11 protein-coding genes are annotated in these 15,923 nt (G+C 67.9%); 8 read left to right on the forward strand and 3 right to left on the reverse strand.

Annotation, left to right across the window (positions count from 1 at the left end):
• Positions 1 to 208: 208 nt before the first annotated feature.
• Positions 209 to 757 (reverse strand): DUF7344 domain-containing protein, encoded by a 549-nt coding sequence (locus tag MX571_RS21600; RefSeq protein ID WP_247421565.1) that lies wholly within the window; start codon positions 755 to 757, stop codon positions 209 to 211.
• Positions 758 to 1,055: 298 nt separating this feature from the next.
• Here MX571_RS21600 and MX571_RS21605 point away from each other — a divergent pair, with 298 nt between their 5' ends.
• The 7 genes from MX571_RS21605 (at position 1,056) to MX571_RS21635 (ending at position 12,527) form a co-directional block, all read left to right on the forward strand.
• The gene (locus MX571_RS21605) at positions 1,056 to 1,334 is read left to right on the forward strand and encodes a PadR family transcriptional regulator (RefSeq protein ID WP_247421922.1); all 279 of its coding nucleotides are present in this window, start codon (positions 1,056 to 1,058) and stop codon (positions 1,332 to 1,334) included.
• 89 nt (positions 1,335 to 1,423) lie between these two features.
• The gene (locus MX571_RS21610; protein WP_247421580.1) at positions 1,424 to 2,428 is read left to right on the forward strand and encodes a DUF8471 domain-containing protein; all 1,005 of its coding nucleotides are present in this window, start codon (positions 1,424 to 1,426) and stop codon (positions 2,426 to 2,428) included.
• 833 nt (positions 2,429 to 3,261) lie between these two features.
• The gene (locus tag MX571_RS21615; RefSeq protein ID WP_247421583.1) at positions 3,262 to 4,302 is read left to right on the forward strand and encodes a glycosyltransferase; all 1,041 of its coding nucleotides are present in this window, start codon (positions 3,262 to 3,264) and stop codon (positions 4,300 to 4,302) included.
• A 142-nt stretch (positions 4,303 to 4,444) separates the two neighbouring features.
• On the forward strand, positions 4,445 to 6,733 hold the full coding sequence (locus tag MX571_RS21620) for a hypothetical protein (RefSeq protein ID WP_247421586.1): 2,289 nt from the start codon (positions 4,445 to 4,447) through the stop codon (positions 6,731 to 6,733).
• A 107-nt stretch (positions 6,734 to 6,840) separates the two neighbouring features.
• On the forward strand, positions 6,841 to 9,870 hold the full coding sequence (locus MX571_RS21625) for a right-handed parallel beta-helix repeat-containing protein (protein WP_247421589.1): 3,030 nt from the start codon (positions 6,841 to 6,843) through the stop codon (positions 9,868 to 9,870).
• A 300-nt stretch (positions 9,871 to 10,170) separates the two neighbouring features.
• The gene (locus tag MX571_RS21630) at positions 10,171 to 11,451 is read left to right on the forward strand and encodes a nucleotide sugar dehydrogenase (protein WP_247421593.1); all 1,281 of its coding nucleotides are present in this window, start codon (positions 10,171 to 10,173) and stop codon (positions 11,449 to 11,451) included.
• Positions 11,448 to 12,527: a DUF354 domain-containing protein gene (locus tag MX571_RS21635; protein ID WP_247421596.1), complete on the forward strand. Its 1,080-nt coding sequence runs from the start codon at positions 11,448 to 11,450 to the stop codon at positions 12,525 to 12,527. The genes MX571_RS21630 and MX571_RS21635 overlap by 4 nt, the downstream gene beginning before the upstream one ends.
• A 130-nt stretch (positions 12,528 to 12,657) precedes the next feature.
• Here the strand turns inward: MX571_RS21635 and MX571_RS21640 are convergent, their stop codons facing one another.
• Complete coding sequence (locus MX571_RS21640) at positions 12,658 to 13,839, reverse strand: low temperature requirement protein A (RefSeq protein ID WP_247421599.1); 1,182 nt, start codon at positions 13,837 to 13,839, stop codon at positions 12,658 to 12,660.
• A gap of 112 nt (positions 13,840 to 13,951) precedes the next feature.
• Between MX571_RS21640 and MX571_RS21645 the strand changes: the two genes are divergently transcribed.
• Positions 13,952 to 15,148, forward strand: a complete 1,197-nt coding sequence (locus MX571_RS21645; protein WP_247421601.1) for a hypothetical protein — start codon at positions 13,952 to 13,954, stop codon at positions 15,146 to 15,148.
• A gap of 73 nt (positions 15,149 to 15,221) precedes the next feature.
• On the opposite strand, the gene MX571_RS21650 is transcribed toward MX571_RS21645, so the two are convergent.
• Positions 15,222 to 15,851: a helix-turn-helix domain-containing protein gene (locus MX571_RS21650; protein WP_247421602.1), complete on the reverse strand. Its 630-nt coding sequence runs from the start codon at positions 15,849 to 15,851 to the stop codon at positions 15,222 to 15,224.
• Positions 15,852 to 15,923 lie beyond the last annotated feature (72 nt).

Below are 15,923 nucleotides of genomic sequence, written 5' to 3' on the forward strand. Positions count from 1 at the left end.
GATAGCGTTCGACTGCTCGTCGCTACACTACGGCCGTCGCTATGCCGGGGTCGTCGATGCGCCACGCGCTCGAGCATCTCGCGTGGTGGATGCAGTCGCGTGGTGGATGCAGTCGCGTGGTGGATGCAGTCGCGTGGTGGATGCGGTCGTCGGCCCGACGGCTCTCGGGGGTCTCGACGTCGTCAGAGAAGCGGCCGGGGTACTCGAACTACTCGAGGTCCTCGAGTTCGAGGAGGTCGCGGTCGTCGCTCGACCGCCGGGTGACGAACTGGAAGCCGACCAGCGCGAGCAGTCCGAGCGCGATGACCACCGCGGCGATGGCCGACGGGACGAGGTTTATCGCGACGGCACCGAGGAGGACGACGGCGACGGCGCTCAACCCGACGTAGTACCAGGTGAAGTCGCGGGTCTCCTCTTCCTCGACGGGGAGATACCGGACGATCTCTCCGGCGCGCTCGGTCAGCGTGACGGTGCCGTCGTCGCGGTCGTAGTCAGCGATGTCGAAGTCGTCGAGCTTCGGCAGGTGCGTCTGGTAGAGCGAGACGTAGACGCGTCGCCGCGCGGTGTCGTCGAGGTCCTCGATGGGAATCTCGTTCTCCCAGGCGGCGATCTGTCCGGCGAGTTCGTCGATGGTCGCGGGCTCCGTGCGCGTGTACAGATAGTACAGGATGTAGCGACGGCGCGAGTTGCTCAGGATGTTGAACGCGTCGTCGAGCGCCAGTTCCGACTCCTCCGACATCAGCGTCTCTCGGTCCATCTGGCCCCGTACACGGAGCACCCCCCTCGTTCAGCTACGCTTACAGCACCGCCGCCTTGCGCGTACGGTGCCGTCGTCGTCGTCAACATGCTATTTACTCGGGTACGTAATCCCTTTGTTACGGACCAGCTATTAGACCCCGCAGGGACCCTGGAGCGGGTGCCTACTCCGATTCGTCCCGGTTAGCGTGACCCTCGCAGACGGTTGCACCGGTGAAACCATGCGGTGGGTCAGCGAACTGACGATTTACTTGGTGACTAACAAAATCGGTTATCCGATATTTTAACATGTCATGCAGATATTCGACCTGACGGGCTTTCAGCGTGACCTGCTGTACGTCATCGCTGGGCTGGACCAGGCCTCGGGCCAGTCCGTGAAAGAAGAGCTCGAAGCGCACACCGGTCGCGAGATCACCCACGGGCGACTCTACCCGAACCTCGACGTCCTCGTCAACCGCGAGCTCGTCGAGAAGGGACAGATCGACCGCAGAACGAACTACTACGCGGTCTCGGACTCTGGGATGGAGGCGCTCCAGAACCGCCGCGACTGGGAAGAGCAGTACCTCAGCTTCGACTGACGGCGCGATAGCAACCGTATAACAATGCGCCACAGCGGACTCGGTAGTATCATGACGTACCTTCCCCGCCGGAACGGAGGGCTGCCCCCGTGAGCGCACGCCGTTCGCGGGCGTCGGCGATTCCGTTCGACCTCATCCTCGTCCTGCTGTATCTGGGGCTGGTCTACGGACTCTTCACGTCGAATCTACTCGGTTCGCCGGGGAGCACGCTCCGCATCCTCGTCACACTCCCGTTGCTCGTGTTCGCTCCGGGGTACGCGCTCGGCGCGGCCGCGTTCCCCCACGCACCGTCCGGGGAGCGACGCGGCTCGCTGCTCGACCGGGTCCGGGAACGCCCCACCGGCATCGACACGACCGAGCGGGTCGCGCTCGGGTTCGGCCTCTCGCTGACGCTCCTCCCCATCGTCGGCGTCCTCGTCGCGTTCGAGACGGGGCCGTTCACCGCGGACACGTCCATCGTCGCGCTCTCGGGCGTCGCGGCGCTGTTCACCATCGTCGCGGCGATCCGACGCTGGCGGCTCTCGGCCGAGGAGCGCTACGGCCTCCCGTTCGGCGTCTGGGCCGACTCCATGGGTCGGTCACAGGAAGGGTCGGGGACCGACGTGCTCCTGTCGGTGGGGCTGGGTGTCTCGGTCGTCCTCGCGCTCGCCGCGGGCGGGTTCGCCATCGCCTCGCCCCTCGACGGCGAGCAGTTCAGCACGCTCGGGGCGGGTCACATCAACGACGAAGGCGAGTTCGTCCTCGGTCCCAGCGAGGAGCTCACCGAGAACATCACCGCCGGGGAGACCGTCGACTCGGCGTTCCTCGTCAAGAACGACGAGGAGCGGGCGACCGAGTACACCGTCGTCGTCCAGATCCACCGCGTCGACGACCAGGGGAACACGTTCCAGAGCAGCGAGATCAACCGCTACCGACAGACGATCGAACAGGGAGCGACGTGGATCAACCCCCACCAGGTGACGCCCCGTATCCAGGGGACGAACGTCCGCATCGTCTACCTCCTGTACGCCGGGCCGGTCCCGGCCGGTGCGAGCACCGCCAACGCGGACGAGTACGCGTTCCACGCGATAAACGTCACCGCGGGCGACGAGTAACGCGGCGCTCCCTCGTCTGCGTCCGTCCACAGTCCGCCACAGTTCGCTCCGCTTCGCTCGCACCGTTCTCGCGCCGACTCACTCCTGTTCAGTCGCTTCTAGCCGGTCGCTCCAGCGTTCATCGCTCCACGGACCCGGCGCTCCTGACCCCCTCGACGCGTTCCGTGAGCCGCCGCTGTGACCACCGCCGGCTGATACGTCCAGGTGGGCCTCCCTGCCGTTCCGTCTCCCCGTGGCCCCGTCCTCGCCGCTGCTCGACGCCGTGAGGGTCGACACGACGGACAGCCGCAACCCCGAGCGACCGCCGGGCGCTCGCTCCCTCGACCGACGACGGTACCGGACTCCCGTTGTACCGGACCGCTGTGGTACCGAGTCACTGTCTACCGTGCGAGCGTTACGACCACCCGACGACCGGTGGTCGAGGGGAACCGACGGCCGTTCCAGGGTGTGTCGACCCGTGGTCGCTCCCGTGTGCTCCGTAGTCGTCCGGAGATGGGGGGTCTGTGGACCGTTCACGGTGTCTGACGTGCGTCGGATAGTTTGGGGTTAACGGATGTTTGACGGTCTCTGTGGCCTACTTAGGCGGTGACCTGTCTCGGTTTACTACATCCCTATCCAGCGGCCGTCTTCGGCGGTTTCGACTGCAAGTTCCACATAACAAAGCGTCACACGAGGGTGTAGACTAGTAGCTGAACTCGGCGCCCCACGGGCGTCGAGGTCTACCACATCCATGCAGGACGCACACGAACTACGAGAGACGACGGGGAGCGACCGGCCACACGGCACTGTCGCCCACGACGAGCTTGCTGCCGTGCAGACGGCAGGTGGTGGCCGTGTACCGTAACCAGTCCATCGGGGTCGTCGTCCCCGCGTACAACGAGGCTGGTCTCGTCGGCGACGTCATCGAGACGATGCCGACGTTCGTCGACCGCGTGTACGCCATCGACGACCGCTCGACCGACGAGACGTGGGCCGAGATCCGCGCGGCCGCCGAGCGCGTCAACCGCCAGCGAGCGGGTAGCGGCGCGGACTCCGACCGAGAGTCGGAGTCCGAGGCGGCTACCCCCCTCGCCGACGGTGGCGTCGCACACGACGGTCCCGTGGTCCCCCTCCGGAACGACCGGAACATGGGGCGCGGCGCGAGCGTCAAACGCGGCTTCGAGCGCGCGCTCGCCGACGGCATCGACATCGTGGCGATGATGGACGGCGACGGCCAGATGGACCCGCAGGTGCTCGACCACCTCCTCGACCCCATCGTCGAGGACCGCGCCGACTACACGAAGGGCAACCGCCTGATGGCGGGTGGTGGCTGGGCCGGGATGTCCCGGTTCCGCCTGTTCGGGAACCACATGCTCTCGTTCCTCACCAAGTTCTCGACGGGCTACTGGGAGGTCGGCGACTCACAGAACGGCTACGCCGCCATCTCCAGCGACATGCTCCGCCGACTGGACATCGACGGGCTGTACGAGGACTACGGCTTCGAGAACGACATCCTCGCGAAGCTGAACCTGCTCGACGCGCGGGTCGCCGACGTCCCGCACCCGGCGGTGTACGGCAACGAGACGAGCACCATCCAGTACGAGACGTTCATCCCGCGCGTCTCGGTACTGCTCGCGTCGAACTTCGGCAGACGCGTCCGCTCGAAGTACCTCCAGGGAGGGTTCCACCCGGTCGTGCTCTGCTACCTGTTCGCCGTCGTGGCCCTCCTCGTCGGGCTGGTCGGTTCGGTTTACTCGTTCGTCGTCTGGGCGCAGGGGTCGCTCGGCCCCGCGCTCGTCTCCTCGGTCGTCTTCCTGGTCGGTGGCCTCCTGCTCGTCACCGCCCTCGCGGTCGACGTGCGCCTGAACTCCCACCTCGCGGTCGACGGGGAGTGACCGACCGGGACGACCCGTGCGTGCCGGTAGCACGGGTACACGGTCGGTACTGACGGACCGTAGACCGTAACGGCTGCGTAACAAAGCGACCACATCGTCTCTGACACCGATAGCAAATGACAGCGACCCTCCGGAGCGAACGATGAAGTACGAGGACTCGGCACGCCGACGCCGCTCGAAGCTGCTGCTCATCGTCGGCTTCCTCGGGCTCGCGCTCGCCATCGTCCGGGCGCACTTCGCTCCCGCAACCGGGTACGAGCTCTCCATCTACGGGGCGACGCCCGTCGAGGTCTGGATCGGCGTCGCGATAGCGCTGCTCGTCGCCGTCGCCGTCACCGCCCTCCGACCGAGAGGCTGGCTCGTCCCGACGAGTCTCGGCCTCGCCATCCTCGCCACGGCGACGGTCGTGTTCATGCCGACCATCCGGGGGTACTACGCCTACGGACGCGCCGACGAACTCACACACATGGGCTGGGCGCGTGGCATCATCAGCGGCGAGATGGGGGCGATGGACATCTTCTACCCCGGCGGTCACACCTCCGTCGGCCTCATCCACGCCGTCACCGGCATCTCCATCCCGCACTCGATGATGCTGCTCGTCCAGCTGCTCGCGCTCGTGTTCCTCGTCTTCCTCCCGTTGACGGTCCGGACGCTGGTCGACGACCGCGCCGGGACGGCCATCGCCACGTTCGCGGCGTGCATGTTCCTGCCCATCACGAACATCTCGACGTACCTCACGTTCCACCCGTACACGATGACGACGCTGTTCTTCCCCGTCATCCTCTTCTTGCTGTTCGAGTACCTCTCGCGGCGCTCGCGCGGCCTCGCGAACGGCGTGACGGCGACCGGGCTGTTGCTGTTCGTCGGGGCGGTCGGGTCCATCCTCTACCACGGCCAGGTGGCGCTCAACATCCTCATCCTGTTCGCGACCATCGCGCTCGCCCAGAAGTTCTACCAGTGGCTCCCCGGGGGGAGCACCTTCGCCGACGCGCGGTCGCTGGCCGTCCCGACAGTGCTGTTCGGCGCGTTCTACGTCGTCTGGGCGTCGCGCTACCAGATCGTCTACTCGATGTTCGACATGGTGTCGACCTCCGTCCAGAAGTGGGTGGAGGGAGAGGCCGGGGCGGGCGGGGGCAGCGTCGCCAGCACCGGCGACTCCGCCTCGAAGGTCGGTATCAGCATCATCGAGCTGTTCATGAAGCTGTTCTTCGTGAAGACGGTGTTCGTCGCGCTCGCGGCCATCCTCGTGCTGGTCGCGCTCGCGGGCCGCCTCGACGACGGGCCGGAGGACCGCAACGAGGCCATCACCTACTTCGCGTACGGGGGGCTGGTGCTCGGGCCGTTCTTCCTGGCGCACTTCCTCGGTGACGTCTCGAAGTACTTCTTCCGGCACGTCGGGTTCGCGATGGTCATCGCGACCATCCTGGGCGTGGTGATGCTCCACTCGTTCTACCGGGCCATCGCCGGCGGGAAGTACGACGGCGCGCTGCGGGCCGTCGCGGCCATCGCCATCGTCGGCGGGCTGTTGCTGTCGCTCATCGTCGTGTTCCCGTCGCCGTACATCTACCTCCCGTCGACCGGCACCACCGAGGCGGTCCACGACGGGTACAACACGTCGTTCGCCTACAACGCGAACGACACCCGCTGGAACGACATCAGGAGCGGTCCGGGACGGTTCCAGGACGCCCAGCGCACCAGCGGCGTCGTCCCGTGGGGCACCGTCACCGAGAAGAACCTCATCGCGGACAACCTGACGTCACACTCGCCGTATCCGTACTATCTGTCGATATCGGCGTTCAACTATCAACGGGAGGTGGACGCCTATCGGGGCGCGACGTTCTCGAAGGAGGCGCTCGACTCCATCTCCGACGAGGACGGCGTCAGCAGAGTGTTGAGCACCGGCGTGCGGAGTGACGACGGCACCCGTCTGGACAACGGACTGGTGGTGTACTACGTCGACTCCAGCTACCCGCCCGACCGGGGCTCCGACGACGACGCGTCGGCCAACGACAGCGGCGGCGAGGGCCAGCAGACCGAGGGCCCGTCGACGCAGCAGACCCAGTCACAGCCGACGGAGACCCGCACGCCCATCCCCGAGGTGACGCAGGCTCCGCCGTCGACGTCGACCCCGGCGGCCGGGAACGGCACGGCGACGGGTGGCGGGACGACTGCCGGCGGTGGCGGGAGCACCGACGCGGGCGGTGGCGGCACCGGTGGCGCGCAGACCACGACTGGCACGACCGGCGGCGGAGGCGGTACCGGCGATGGAGGCGATGGAGGCAGCACCGAGACGGGTGGTGCCACGACGACGGCTCCCTCCGGCGGGACGACCACCGCGCCGAGCACGCCGACCGGGACGACCACGGGGACCGACGGCGGGAACACGACCGGGTCGTTCCTCCCGTTCGGCGGTCTCCTCGGGGGGATTTAAGCTCGGTCGTCGCCCCCCGTCGGGAACAGACGTAGCTGACTTCTCCGGGCCGTCTAATACCATTACACAGAATCTTTATACGGGTAAGGGTGTGCTTTCAGGCCGTAATGGCACACGATGCGGCACCCGAACCGGACAGCGAAGAAGTCGCAGACGAGGCGACTGTAGAGGACAGTAATTCACTGCTTAACAGGCGCTCGTACATGAAGCTCAGCGCGGCGGCAGCGGCTGCGATGGGGACGGCGGCCGTCACGGGGACGGCCAGCGCGGCGACCTCCCGACACGGCATCTCCTTCGACCGCGTCGTGAACGCGGTCGAGGATCTCGGCTGGGACCCCGACGGGAACGACCCGATCGACGTCCCGACCGACGAGGGCCTCCTCATCGAGGTCCCGCCCGGCGAGTACGTCTTCCCGCTCAGCGGGAGCGAACCCCACTGCGTCAGCGGCGACCTCCGCCGCTGGGGCATCCGCGGGCTCGGCGACAGCCGGAACGACGTGACGTTCCGGACGGCGTCGGGCGACTCGGGCTACTTCATCCGCTCGGGGTACAACTCCGAGGGACTCCTGCTGGAGAACTTCGAGTTCGACAACACGGGCGACCACACCGGCGGCGACATCGGCAACTGGCTCCGGGCGCAGGACAAGCTGATGGTGAAGGACATCGACCACGTCGGCTTCTCCGGCCGCGAGCCGTACTGCCGCTGGTCGATCCTGCCGGAGATCAAGAGCGAGAACGGCTCCGGTCGCATCGTCAACTACACCAAGACCGGCCCCTCCGTGTTCGCGGGCCACGGCGCCTCCGACGGCGCGGGTGGCGTGTTCTCTCACGACGGGCTCCTCACCTTCGAGAACTGCGTCATCGCCAACCAGGGCGGCGACGGCGGGCTCTACACCGGGAAGCACAACGGGAAGATCGTCTACGACAGCTGTGAGTTCCGCAACAACGACATGGCGGCCATCCGGGCCGGTGCGGGCTGTGAACTCCGGAACTGCCTCGTCGTCATCGACTGGGACAACGCCCACCCCGACAACGTCATCGACGACCAGAAGGAGCCGACCGGGACGGCCGGGCTCTACCTCTCGACGGCGGAGTACGGGAAGTCCGGCGGCGGCGTCTACAACTGTAACTTCGTCTTCAAGTCGACGTACTACAAGGGGATGGCCGGCATCCACGTCAACAACTCCGACGGGAACTTCGACATCCACGACACGCGCATCCAGGTCGACTTCGACCGGATGCCCGCCATCTGGGGCGGCAATCCCGAGGACCAGCGGTTCAGCAGCCACCAGACGCCGGAGAAGCCCTGGGGACTCGACATCCGGAACGTCAGCATCACCGGCTCCGGTAACATGCGTGGCGACGGCGCTATCTTCATCGAGAACCGCCACGGGACGACCATCGCCGACTCGTGCATCCAGACCCCGAACGCCGACGGCGTCCACATCAGCTCCGCCCGGAACTGCACCATCGAGAACACGAACATCAACGCCGGTGGTCGCGCGACGGTGTTCGACAACAGCTCCGTCGACACCAGCGGCGTGACGAAGAACGACAGCTGTCCCCTCCCCGACACGTCGTCGCCGGTCGGCTCCGGCGGGTCCGACGACGGGACCGAGGAGACGGAGTCCCTGCGGACCCGCCTCGTCGTGGCGGCCGACGAGAACATGCGCTACCACGTTCGCGGTCAGAACACCCAGGTGGCCAGCGACAACGAGGGGCCGACGCCGACCATCGACACCGACGACGACGGCGCGTACGGCGCGCTGGTGGCTGGCGAGTCGGTCGCCCTCACCATGGACTCGTACAGCGTCGCGCGCATCGAACCGGAAGGCGGCGCGACGCTGACGCTCGACGGCGACGTCCTGCCCCCCGAGGAGTACGGGACGATGTCGACGCCCGCGTGGGAGGTCGGCGAGGACGTCACCATCCCCGAGGAGACGTCCGACAGCGAGTCCGCGGACGACGTGTCGGGTAAGCGACTCGCCGTGACGGCCGACGCGAACATGCGCTACCACGTTCGCGCCGAGAACACGCGCGTGGTCGACGACAGCGACGGCTCGACGCCGACCGTCGACGTCGACGACGGCGGCGCGTACGGCGCGCTCGAGTCCGGCCAGTCGGTCGTGTTCGCGGTCGATTCGTTCAACGTGGCCCGCGTCGACCCCGACGACGGGGCAACGCTGACGCTCGACGGCGAGGTCGTCCCCCCCGAGGAGTACGGGACGATGTCGACGCCCGCGTGGGAGGTCGGCGAGGACGTCACCATCCCCGAGGACTCGACCGACCTCGAGTGGGGTGACCTGCCGGGTACGCTCCTCTCCATCGCGGCCGACGACGACATGCGCTACCACGTCCGCGCCGCGAACACTCGACTGGTCAAGGGTGCGCCCGGCCCGACGCCGACCGTCGACATCGACGACAACGGCGCGTACGGTGCGCTGGCGGCCGGACAGACGGCCTACCTCCTCGTCGACTCGTTCAACGTGGCCCGCGTCGAACCGGGCGACGGCGCGACGCTGACGCTCGGCAGCGAGGTCATCCCGGTCGAGGAGTACGGGACGATGTCGACGCCCGCGTGGGAGGTCGGCGAGGACGTCCCCATCCCCGAGTCCGAGCCGCTGCCGAGCGACACCGTCAGCGTCGTCGGTCTCGGCGACGCGGCGACCTACCAGTTCACGGTCGAGGAGGACGTCGTCCCGAACCCCGACAAGGGGACGCTCGACGACCAGGACAACATCTCCGACCGGAGCGTCGAGGGTGCGGTCACCACCGGCACCGACAGCTACCGGTTCGCCGGGGACATCACGCACTTCGAACTGCTGGGCGACGCGGCCGTCTACGTCAACGGCGAGCAGGTCAGCCCCGACCTGCTCGGGACGGACCAGGACGCACGGCTGACCGACCTCATCGTCGTGGACGGCACGGGGAAGAGCGGTCGCTGTGACTACGAGTTCTCCGTCGACGGTCAGGTCGTGAAGAGCCCCGAACTCGGCAGCGTCGAGGCCGAGGACACCGTCGAGGGCGGGGCGGTGACCGGCACCGTCGAGGGCGAGCGCGACGCCTACCGCTTCTCCGGGATGCTCACCGGCTTCAACATGGACGGGTCCGCGACCATCCGCTTCCGGAGCGACTGACGTCGTCGGGCCGCCGTTTCGGCCGTCGACCGGTCGACGGGTGCCGCTGTTACGACCACCATAACGCCGTTTTCACCGGTATCGCCCCCAGCAGCGACGGCATTCGAGGCGGGGTGCACCGACGGCTGACGGTCAGCGTATCGGTAGTTCACCGGACACTGCGGCCGAATATCACGGTTGTTCCCCTCGACAGGCGAGTCATAACAAAGGGCCGGTCTGCCGGATATACATTCAGATGACGATGTCACGGCACTCCCTTCTGACGCGTCGACAGCGGGTATCTCCCGCGGAGGGTCGACGATGACTACGGTGTGTGTTCACGGGCTCGGATACGTCGGCCTGCCGACGGCCGCGCTGCTGGCGCACAACGGCAACGAAGTCGTCGGCTACGACGTCGACGAGCGGAAGCTCGACCGGCTCCACCGCCGGGAGCTCCGCCTCGGCGAGGCCGACCTGGAGCGGTACATCGTGGAGGCGCTCGACGACGGGACGCTCGTCCCGTCGAACACCGTCGAACCGGCGAACGTCCACGTTATCTGCGTGCCGACGCCGCTGGACTTCGACGCCGAGCGCGCGGACCTCGAGTACGTCCTCTCGGCGGCGTCCGGCATCACGGACGTCCTGCGCGAGGGCGACACGGTCATCCTGGAGTCGACGGTGCCCCCCGGAACGACCGAGGGACCGCTCCGGGAGGCCCTCGAGGAGTCCGGTCTCCGCGCCGGCGAGGAGTTCCACCTCGCGTACTCTCCCGAGACCGTCCTGCCGGGGAACATCCTGGAGGAGCTCCGGACGAACGACCGGTTCGTCGGCGGTATCGACGACGCCTCGACGGACCACGCCGTCGCGCTGTACGAACCGTGTATCGACGGCGACGTCAACCGCACGCCCGACGCGACGACGGCGGAGTTCGTCAAGCTCGCGCAGAACGCCTACCGCGACCTGAACATCGGGTTCGCGAACGAACTGGCGAACATCGCGAAGGACTACGGCGTGAACACCCGCGACGCCATCGCGCTGGCGAACCGTCACTCCCGCGTCGACATCCTCCAGCCCGGACCGGGCGTCGGGGGCCACTGTCTCCCCGTGGATCCGCTGTTCTTCGCGCACGACTCGGACTCGCTCGACCTCATCTACAGCGCCCGCCGCGTCAACGACGGCATGTCCGAGTTCGTCGTCGACCTGCTCGAAGAGCACCTCGGGACGCTGGAGGGGAAACGCGTGGCCGTCCTCGGCGTCGCGTACAAGGCGAACGTCGACGACACGCGCAACTCGCCGGGGCTGAAGCTCGCGGGCGAACTCCAGCAGGCGACGCCCGACCGCGCGCTCGCCGACGGCGGCGCGGCCGTCGAGACGCGCCTCTGTGACCCGCTGGTCGACGACGACCGCCTCGACCTGGTGAGCGTCGACGAGGCCGTCACGGACGCCGACGCCATCGTCGTCACGGCCGACCACGACGTCTTCCGCGACCTCGACCCGGTCGAGACGCGCGAGAAGATGCGCGGCGACCTCCTGCTCGACACGAAGGGCACGATGGACGCCGACGCGTGGGACGCGGCGGGCTTCGACGTGGTCGGGCTATGACGGTCGCCGAGTCGTCGACGCCCGCGGAGAGCCGCTGGCAACGCGTCTGGATCGACCTCGCCAGCCCCTCCCACCCGTTCTTCTTCAAGCCCATCGCGGACGGCCTCGACCGACCGACGGTCGTGACGGCCCGCGAGAAGACGGAGACGGTGCCGCTGGCGAAGGAGGCGGGCTTCGACTTCACCGTCCGCGGGAAGGACTACGACAACGAGTGGCTCCGGACCGCGGGCGTCCCGCTCAGGACGCTCCAGCTGTCGGCGCGGACGCCCGACGCGGACGTCTCGCTCTCCCAGCGCAACGCGATGTGCGTCCTCGCCTCGAAGGTCCACGGCATCCCCTCCATCCACTTCACGGACAACGACATCACCTACTACCTCGACACGCCGCTGGTCGAGGAGGGGTTCAACTACTTCCGGGCGATGGCGACGGCTCACGTCGTCCCCGACGCGTTCCAGCTGGCCGAACTCACCGACTACGGCGCGTCTCGGGACTCCATCCACACCTACGACGGGTTCAAGGAGGAGGTCTGCGTCGCCGACTTCGAGGCCGACCCCGACTTCCTCGACCGCCTCCCGTTCGACGACTACGTCGTCGTCCGTCCCGAGGCCATCGGCGCGGCGTACGTCGACCTCGAACCGGAGGAGTCGCTCGTCCCGGACGTCATCGACCGGGCCGTCGACGCCGGGATGAACGTCGTCTACCTGCCGCGCCGACCGGGCGACCGGAAGCACGCCGCACCGTACTCGACGGACCGCGTGTTCGTCCCCGAGGAGCCGCTGCCGGGCCTGCAGCTGGCGTGGCACGCCGACTGCACGCTCACCGGGTCGGGGACGATGGGCCGGGAGGCCGCCGCGATGGCCAAGCCCGCGGTGTCTTTCTTCCCGCACACGATGCTCTCGGTCGACCAGCGCCTCGTCGAGCAGGACCGGGTGTTCCACTCGCGGGACCCCGACGAGATTCAGGCGTACCTCACCGGCCTCTCGAAAGCGGACGTCGAACCCGACCTGGACCGCGCCCGCCGGGTGCGCGACGAGGTCGTCGACATCACCGACGGCGTCATCGACGACTGCACGTAACCGGCCTCACGGCACATCTCGCGGTCTCTTCTGCGCCCTCGACGACGGTCTCCGAACGGCTCGCACCGAGCGGGTCGCTCGCGCCGAGTCGTCGCTGCCGGCGACACGGTCGAGCGGCGGTCCACGTGGGCTAGCTGGACTTCGCGTCGCCCACACGGAGGCGGTTCCGGTGTTCCGACCACACCGTCTCGTAGACCACGAGTCCGACGAACAGCGCCGTGAGACTGGCTAACGACGCCGCTGCGGGGATGCGAACGACGACCGAGACCGACGCCACGGCGACGACGCCGACGACGACGCGGAGGACGCTCGCCGTACCGTGGTCGCGGTACTTGAACGCGCTGTGGCCGAACAGGTAGAGACCACAGCCGCCACAGAGTGCGACCGCCGGGACGACGCCCAGCGGGTCGCCGGCGTGTGCGATGGTCTGTTCGATGCCGAGCGCGACGAAGATGATGCTCCCGACGATGGGCAGGTGGAGGTAGCTGTAGGAGTCTCGCGCCAGCACGGCCCGACCAGTGGGCGGCTCTGCCGCGAGGCGTTGCTCGGCGGCGAGGACGACGTAGTCGAAGTAGAGCCACCAGAACGCCATGACGAGGACGATGCCGAGCAACGCCGTCAGCACGACCCCGAGGTCGAGGACGAGGTCTTCCGCGCCGACGCCGATGGCGATGAGCGACTCGCCGAGCGCGATGATCATGATGAGGCGGTGGCGCTCGACGAAGTGCCCGGCACGGACGTGGAACCCGTCGACACCGCGAACGAGGACGATTCCGTAGTCGATGGCGATGGCCAGCCCCCAGAGCGCCGCCTGGACGGGACCGTCGAGGAATCCGGCGACGACGAGCAGCGCCGGTCCACCGAGGAACCCCGGTGCGACCCGGCGCACCGCGCTCCGGGTCTCCGGTGGGGCGACGACCGTGTAGAGGGCGAGGTGGAGGAGTCGCACCACGACGTACGCGAACCCGAAGAGGACGGCGTCGTCGCCGAACGCGTCGGGGACGGCGAGTGCGACGAGCAACATCGCCGCCATCGCGGCGAGGACGACCAGCCTGGCGGGGAGTCTCGCCTCGGCGTCGACGGCGCCCGTTAGCCACGAGTAACAGACCCACGCCCACCACAGCACGGCCAGCAGCGCGGCGCCACGGGCGAGTCCGCCCCACGTGAGGTGGTGAGCGAGGTAGCTCGATACCTGCGTGAACGCGAACACGAACACGAGGTCGAAGAACAGTTCCAGCGGCGTCACGGCCTGCTCCCGTTCGTCCGCCCCGGAGACGCCACGCTCGGGCGATACGGTGGTGTCTGTGCTCATCGGTCTCTACTCACACAGTGGTCGCTCAGTTGGATAAGCGCCGCTCTCTCCGTGGGGGTCGTCCGTGGAAGGCCCCACTTACCAAAGCACGGGGTGGCCGTAGCCTCGGGCGATGCAATCAGTCCACCGTCCGTCCTCGGGCGAGTTCGACCCCGACGTGGTCCGCGACTATCTCGACGAGGCGCTCGCGTACGCCCAGCGCGAGGACTACGCCGGCTGGGACCCCTACGACGGGCTGACCAGCCCCGTTCTCGACCCGTTCGCGCGCAACACGTTCACGCGCCTGGTCTGCATGCACGGCGTCCACAAGTTCCCCGCCAACCTCCGCCCGCTGCTCGGCATCGAGAAGCGACGCAACGCGAAGGGCATCGCCCTGTTCGCCACGTCGTACCTCGACGCGTACGAGGCGACGGGCGACGAGACCTACCTCCAGAGCGCCGAGTCGCTGCTCGAGTGGCTCTGGGAGAACCGCGCCATCCAGTCGGACAACCCGTCGTGGGGCTACCCGTTCGACTGGCAGAACTCGAACAAGTTCTTCCTCCCCGAGTACTACCCCTCCATCGTCGCCAGCGTGTTCGTCGCGCAGGCGTTCGTCCGCCACTACGACCTCACGGGCGACGAGGAGTCCCTGGAGGTGGCCGACGGCACCTGCCGGTTCATCATGGACGAGATCAACCGCGTCCAGGTCCGGGAGTTCGAGACGTTCGCGTACACCCCCTACGACGACTACGTGGTCATCAACGCCAACGCGCTGGCCGCGAGCCTGCTCGCCGTCGTCGGCGACCGGACGAGTACCGAAGAATACGGCGAGCGCGCCGACGAGGTGATGGCGTTCGTCCTCGACGTCCAGGACGAGAAGGGCGCGTGGTACTACTCGGAGCCCTCGGACCAGTCGCACCTCTCGCACGACAACTTCCACACCGGGTTCGTCCTGGAGTCCATCCACGACTACCTCGAGGTCTGCCCGGACGAGGACCTGCAGGCGGGCTACGAGAACGGGATGCAGTTCTACCGCGAGGAGCTGTTCGACGAGGGCGGGAAGCCCCGCTTCGAGTCCGACAAGCGCTACCCGCGGGACGTCCACGCCTCCGCGCAGGCCATCCGGACGTTCGTCAAGGACGGCTCCCCCGAGAGCCTCGCGCTGGCGGCCGACATCTTCGAGTGGGCGATGGCGAACCTGTTCGACGAGTCCGACGGCCACTTCTACCGGCGACGTGGCCGCGTGCTCAGCGACAAGACGCCGTACATGCGCTGGAACCAGGGCTGGATGTGCTACGCGCTCGGGACGGCGCTCGCGCACGCCGCCTGAGCAGTCGGTCCGGCCCTCCTCTCGCCAGTCCGCTCCTGCCGTCGTTTCGAAGTCACCCGAGTCGTCGGTCCGGTCAGTCGACCCAGAGCGTCGCCTCGACGAGGTTCCCGACGCCGCGACGGAGGCGCTGTGACACCGCTCGCGGGCTGATGTCGAATCGCTCGCCGAGGTCCGCGAGCGTCGCCGTCCGCGGGGTGCTGTAGTAGCCCTGTTCGTACGCGGCGACGAGCGTCTCGCGCTGGATGGCGGTCAGCGCGCCTCCGACCGACCCGGGGGTAGCTCCGGCCTGCCGGTTTATCTCGATCGGAATCGCCCGCTCGGACGCGAGTCGTCGGAACTGCGTCAGGTCCCGGCTGTTCGCGGCGCGGACGCGGAACCGCCACACGCGGTCGTCGCCCGCGCCCGACAGGAGGGTCAGCCCCGCCTCCTCGAAGGCGTCGAGCAGTTCGGGGCCGGTGCCGGCGGCGGCGTCGACCGAACAGCGCAACCCGCCGTCGACGCGCTCCTCGCAGGTGACGTGCTCCACGCCGCGGTCGGCGAGGGCGTCGAGGTAGGCGTCGGCGTCGTCGGTCCACACCCAGACCGCGAGCGGCGACTCTTCCTGGACCGTGCGTTCGAGTTCGATGCGGGCGTCTCCGACGCTCAGTGCCCATCCCAGTCGAAACTCGCCTGGAGGGACGGAGACCGTACTGACCACACTCATGGTCAGCGGATCGACTGGTTTCGGCAAACCGCTTGTCCCGTAATGAAAAGGGGTGCGGGACCCGGCCGTCCA

Source organism: Halomarina salina (assembly GCF_023074835.1).
In the GTDB taxonomy this organism is placed as follows: domain Archaea; phylum Halobacteriota; class Halobacteria; order Halobacteriales; family Haloarculaceae; genus Halomarina; species Halomarina salina.

What these genes read in the sequence shown, in the direction of transcription:
- MX571_RS21600 (WP_247421565.1), bottom strand. Translation starts at nt 757, where the DNA reads ATGGACCGAGAGACGCTGATGTCGGAGGAGTCGGAACTGGCGCTCGAC.
- MX571_RS21650 (WP_247421602.1), bottom strand. Translation starts at nt 15,851, where the DNA reads ATGAGTGTGGTCAGTACGGTCTCCGTCCCTCCAGGCGAGTTTCGACTG.
- MX571_RS21625 (WP_247421589.1), top strand. Translation starts at nt 6,841, where the DNA reads ATGGCACACGATGCGGCACCCGAACCGGACAGCGAAGAAGTCGCAGAC.
- MX571_RS21640 (WP_247421599.1), bottom strand. Translation starts at nt 13,839, where the DNA reads ATGAGCACAGACACCACCGTATCGCCCGAGCGTGGCGTCTCCGGGGCG.
- MX571_RS21630 (WP_247421593.1), top strand. Translation starts at nt 10,171, where the DNA reads ATGACTACGGTGTGTGTTCACGGGCTCGGATACGTCGGCCTGCCGACG.
- MX571_RS21620 (WP_247421586.1), top strand. Translation starts at nt 4,445, where the DNA reads ATGAAGTACGAGGACTCGGCACGCCGACGCCGCTCGAAGCTGCTGCTC.
- MX571_RS21635 (WP_247421596.1), top strand. Translation starts at nt 11,448, where the DNA reads ATGACGGTCGCCGAGTCGTCGACGCCCGCGGAGAGCCGCTGGCAACGC.
- MX571_RS21645 (WP_247421601.1), top strand. Translation starts at nt 13,952, where the DNA reads ATGCAATCAGTCCACCGTCCGTCCTCGGGCGAGTTCGACCCCGACGTG.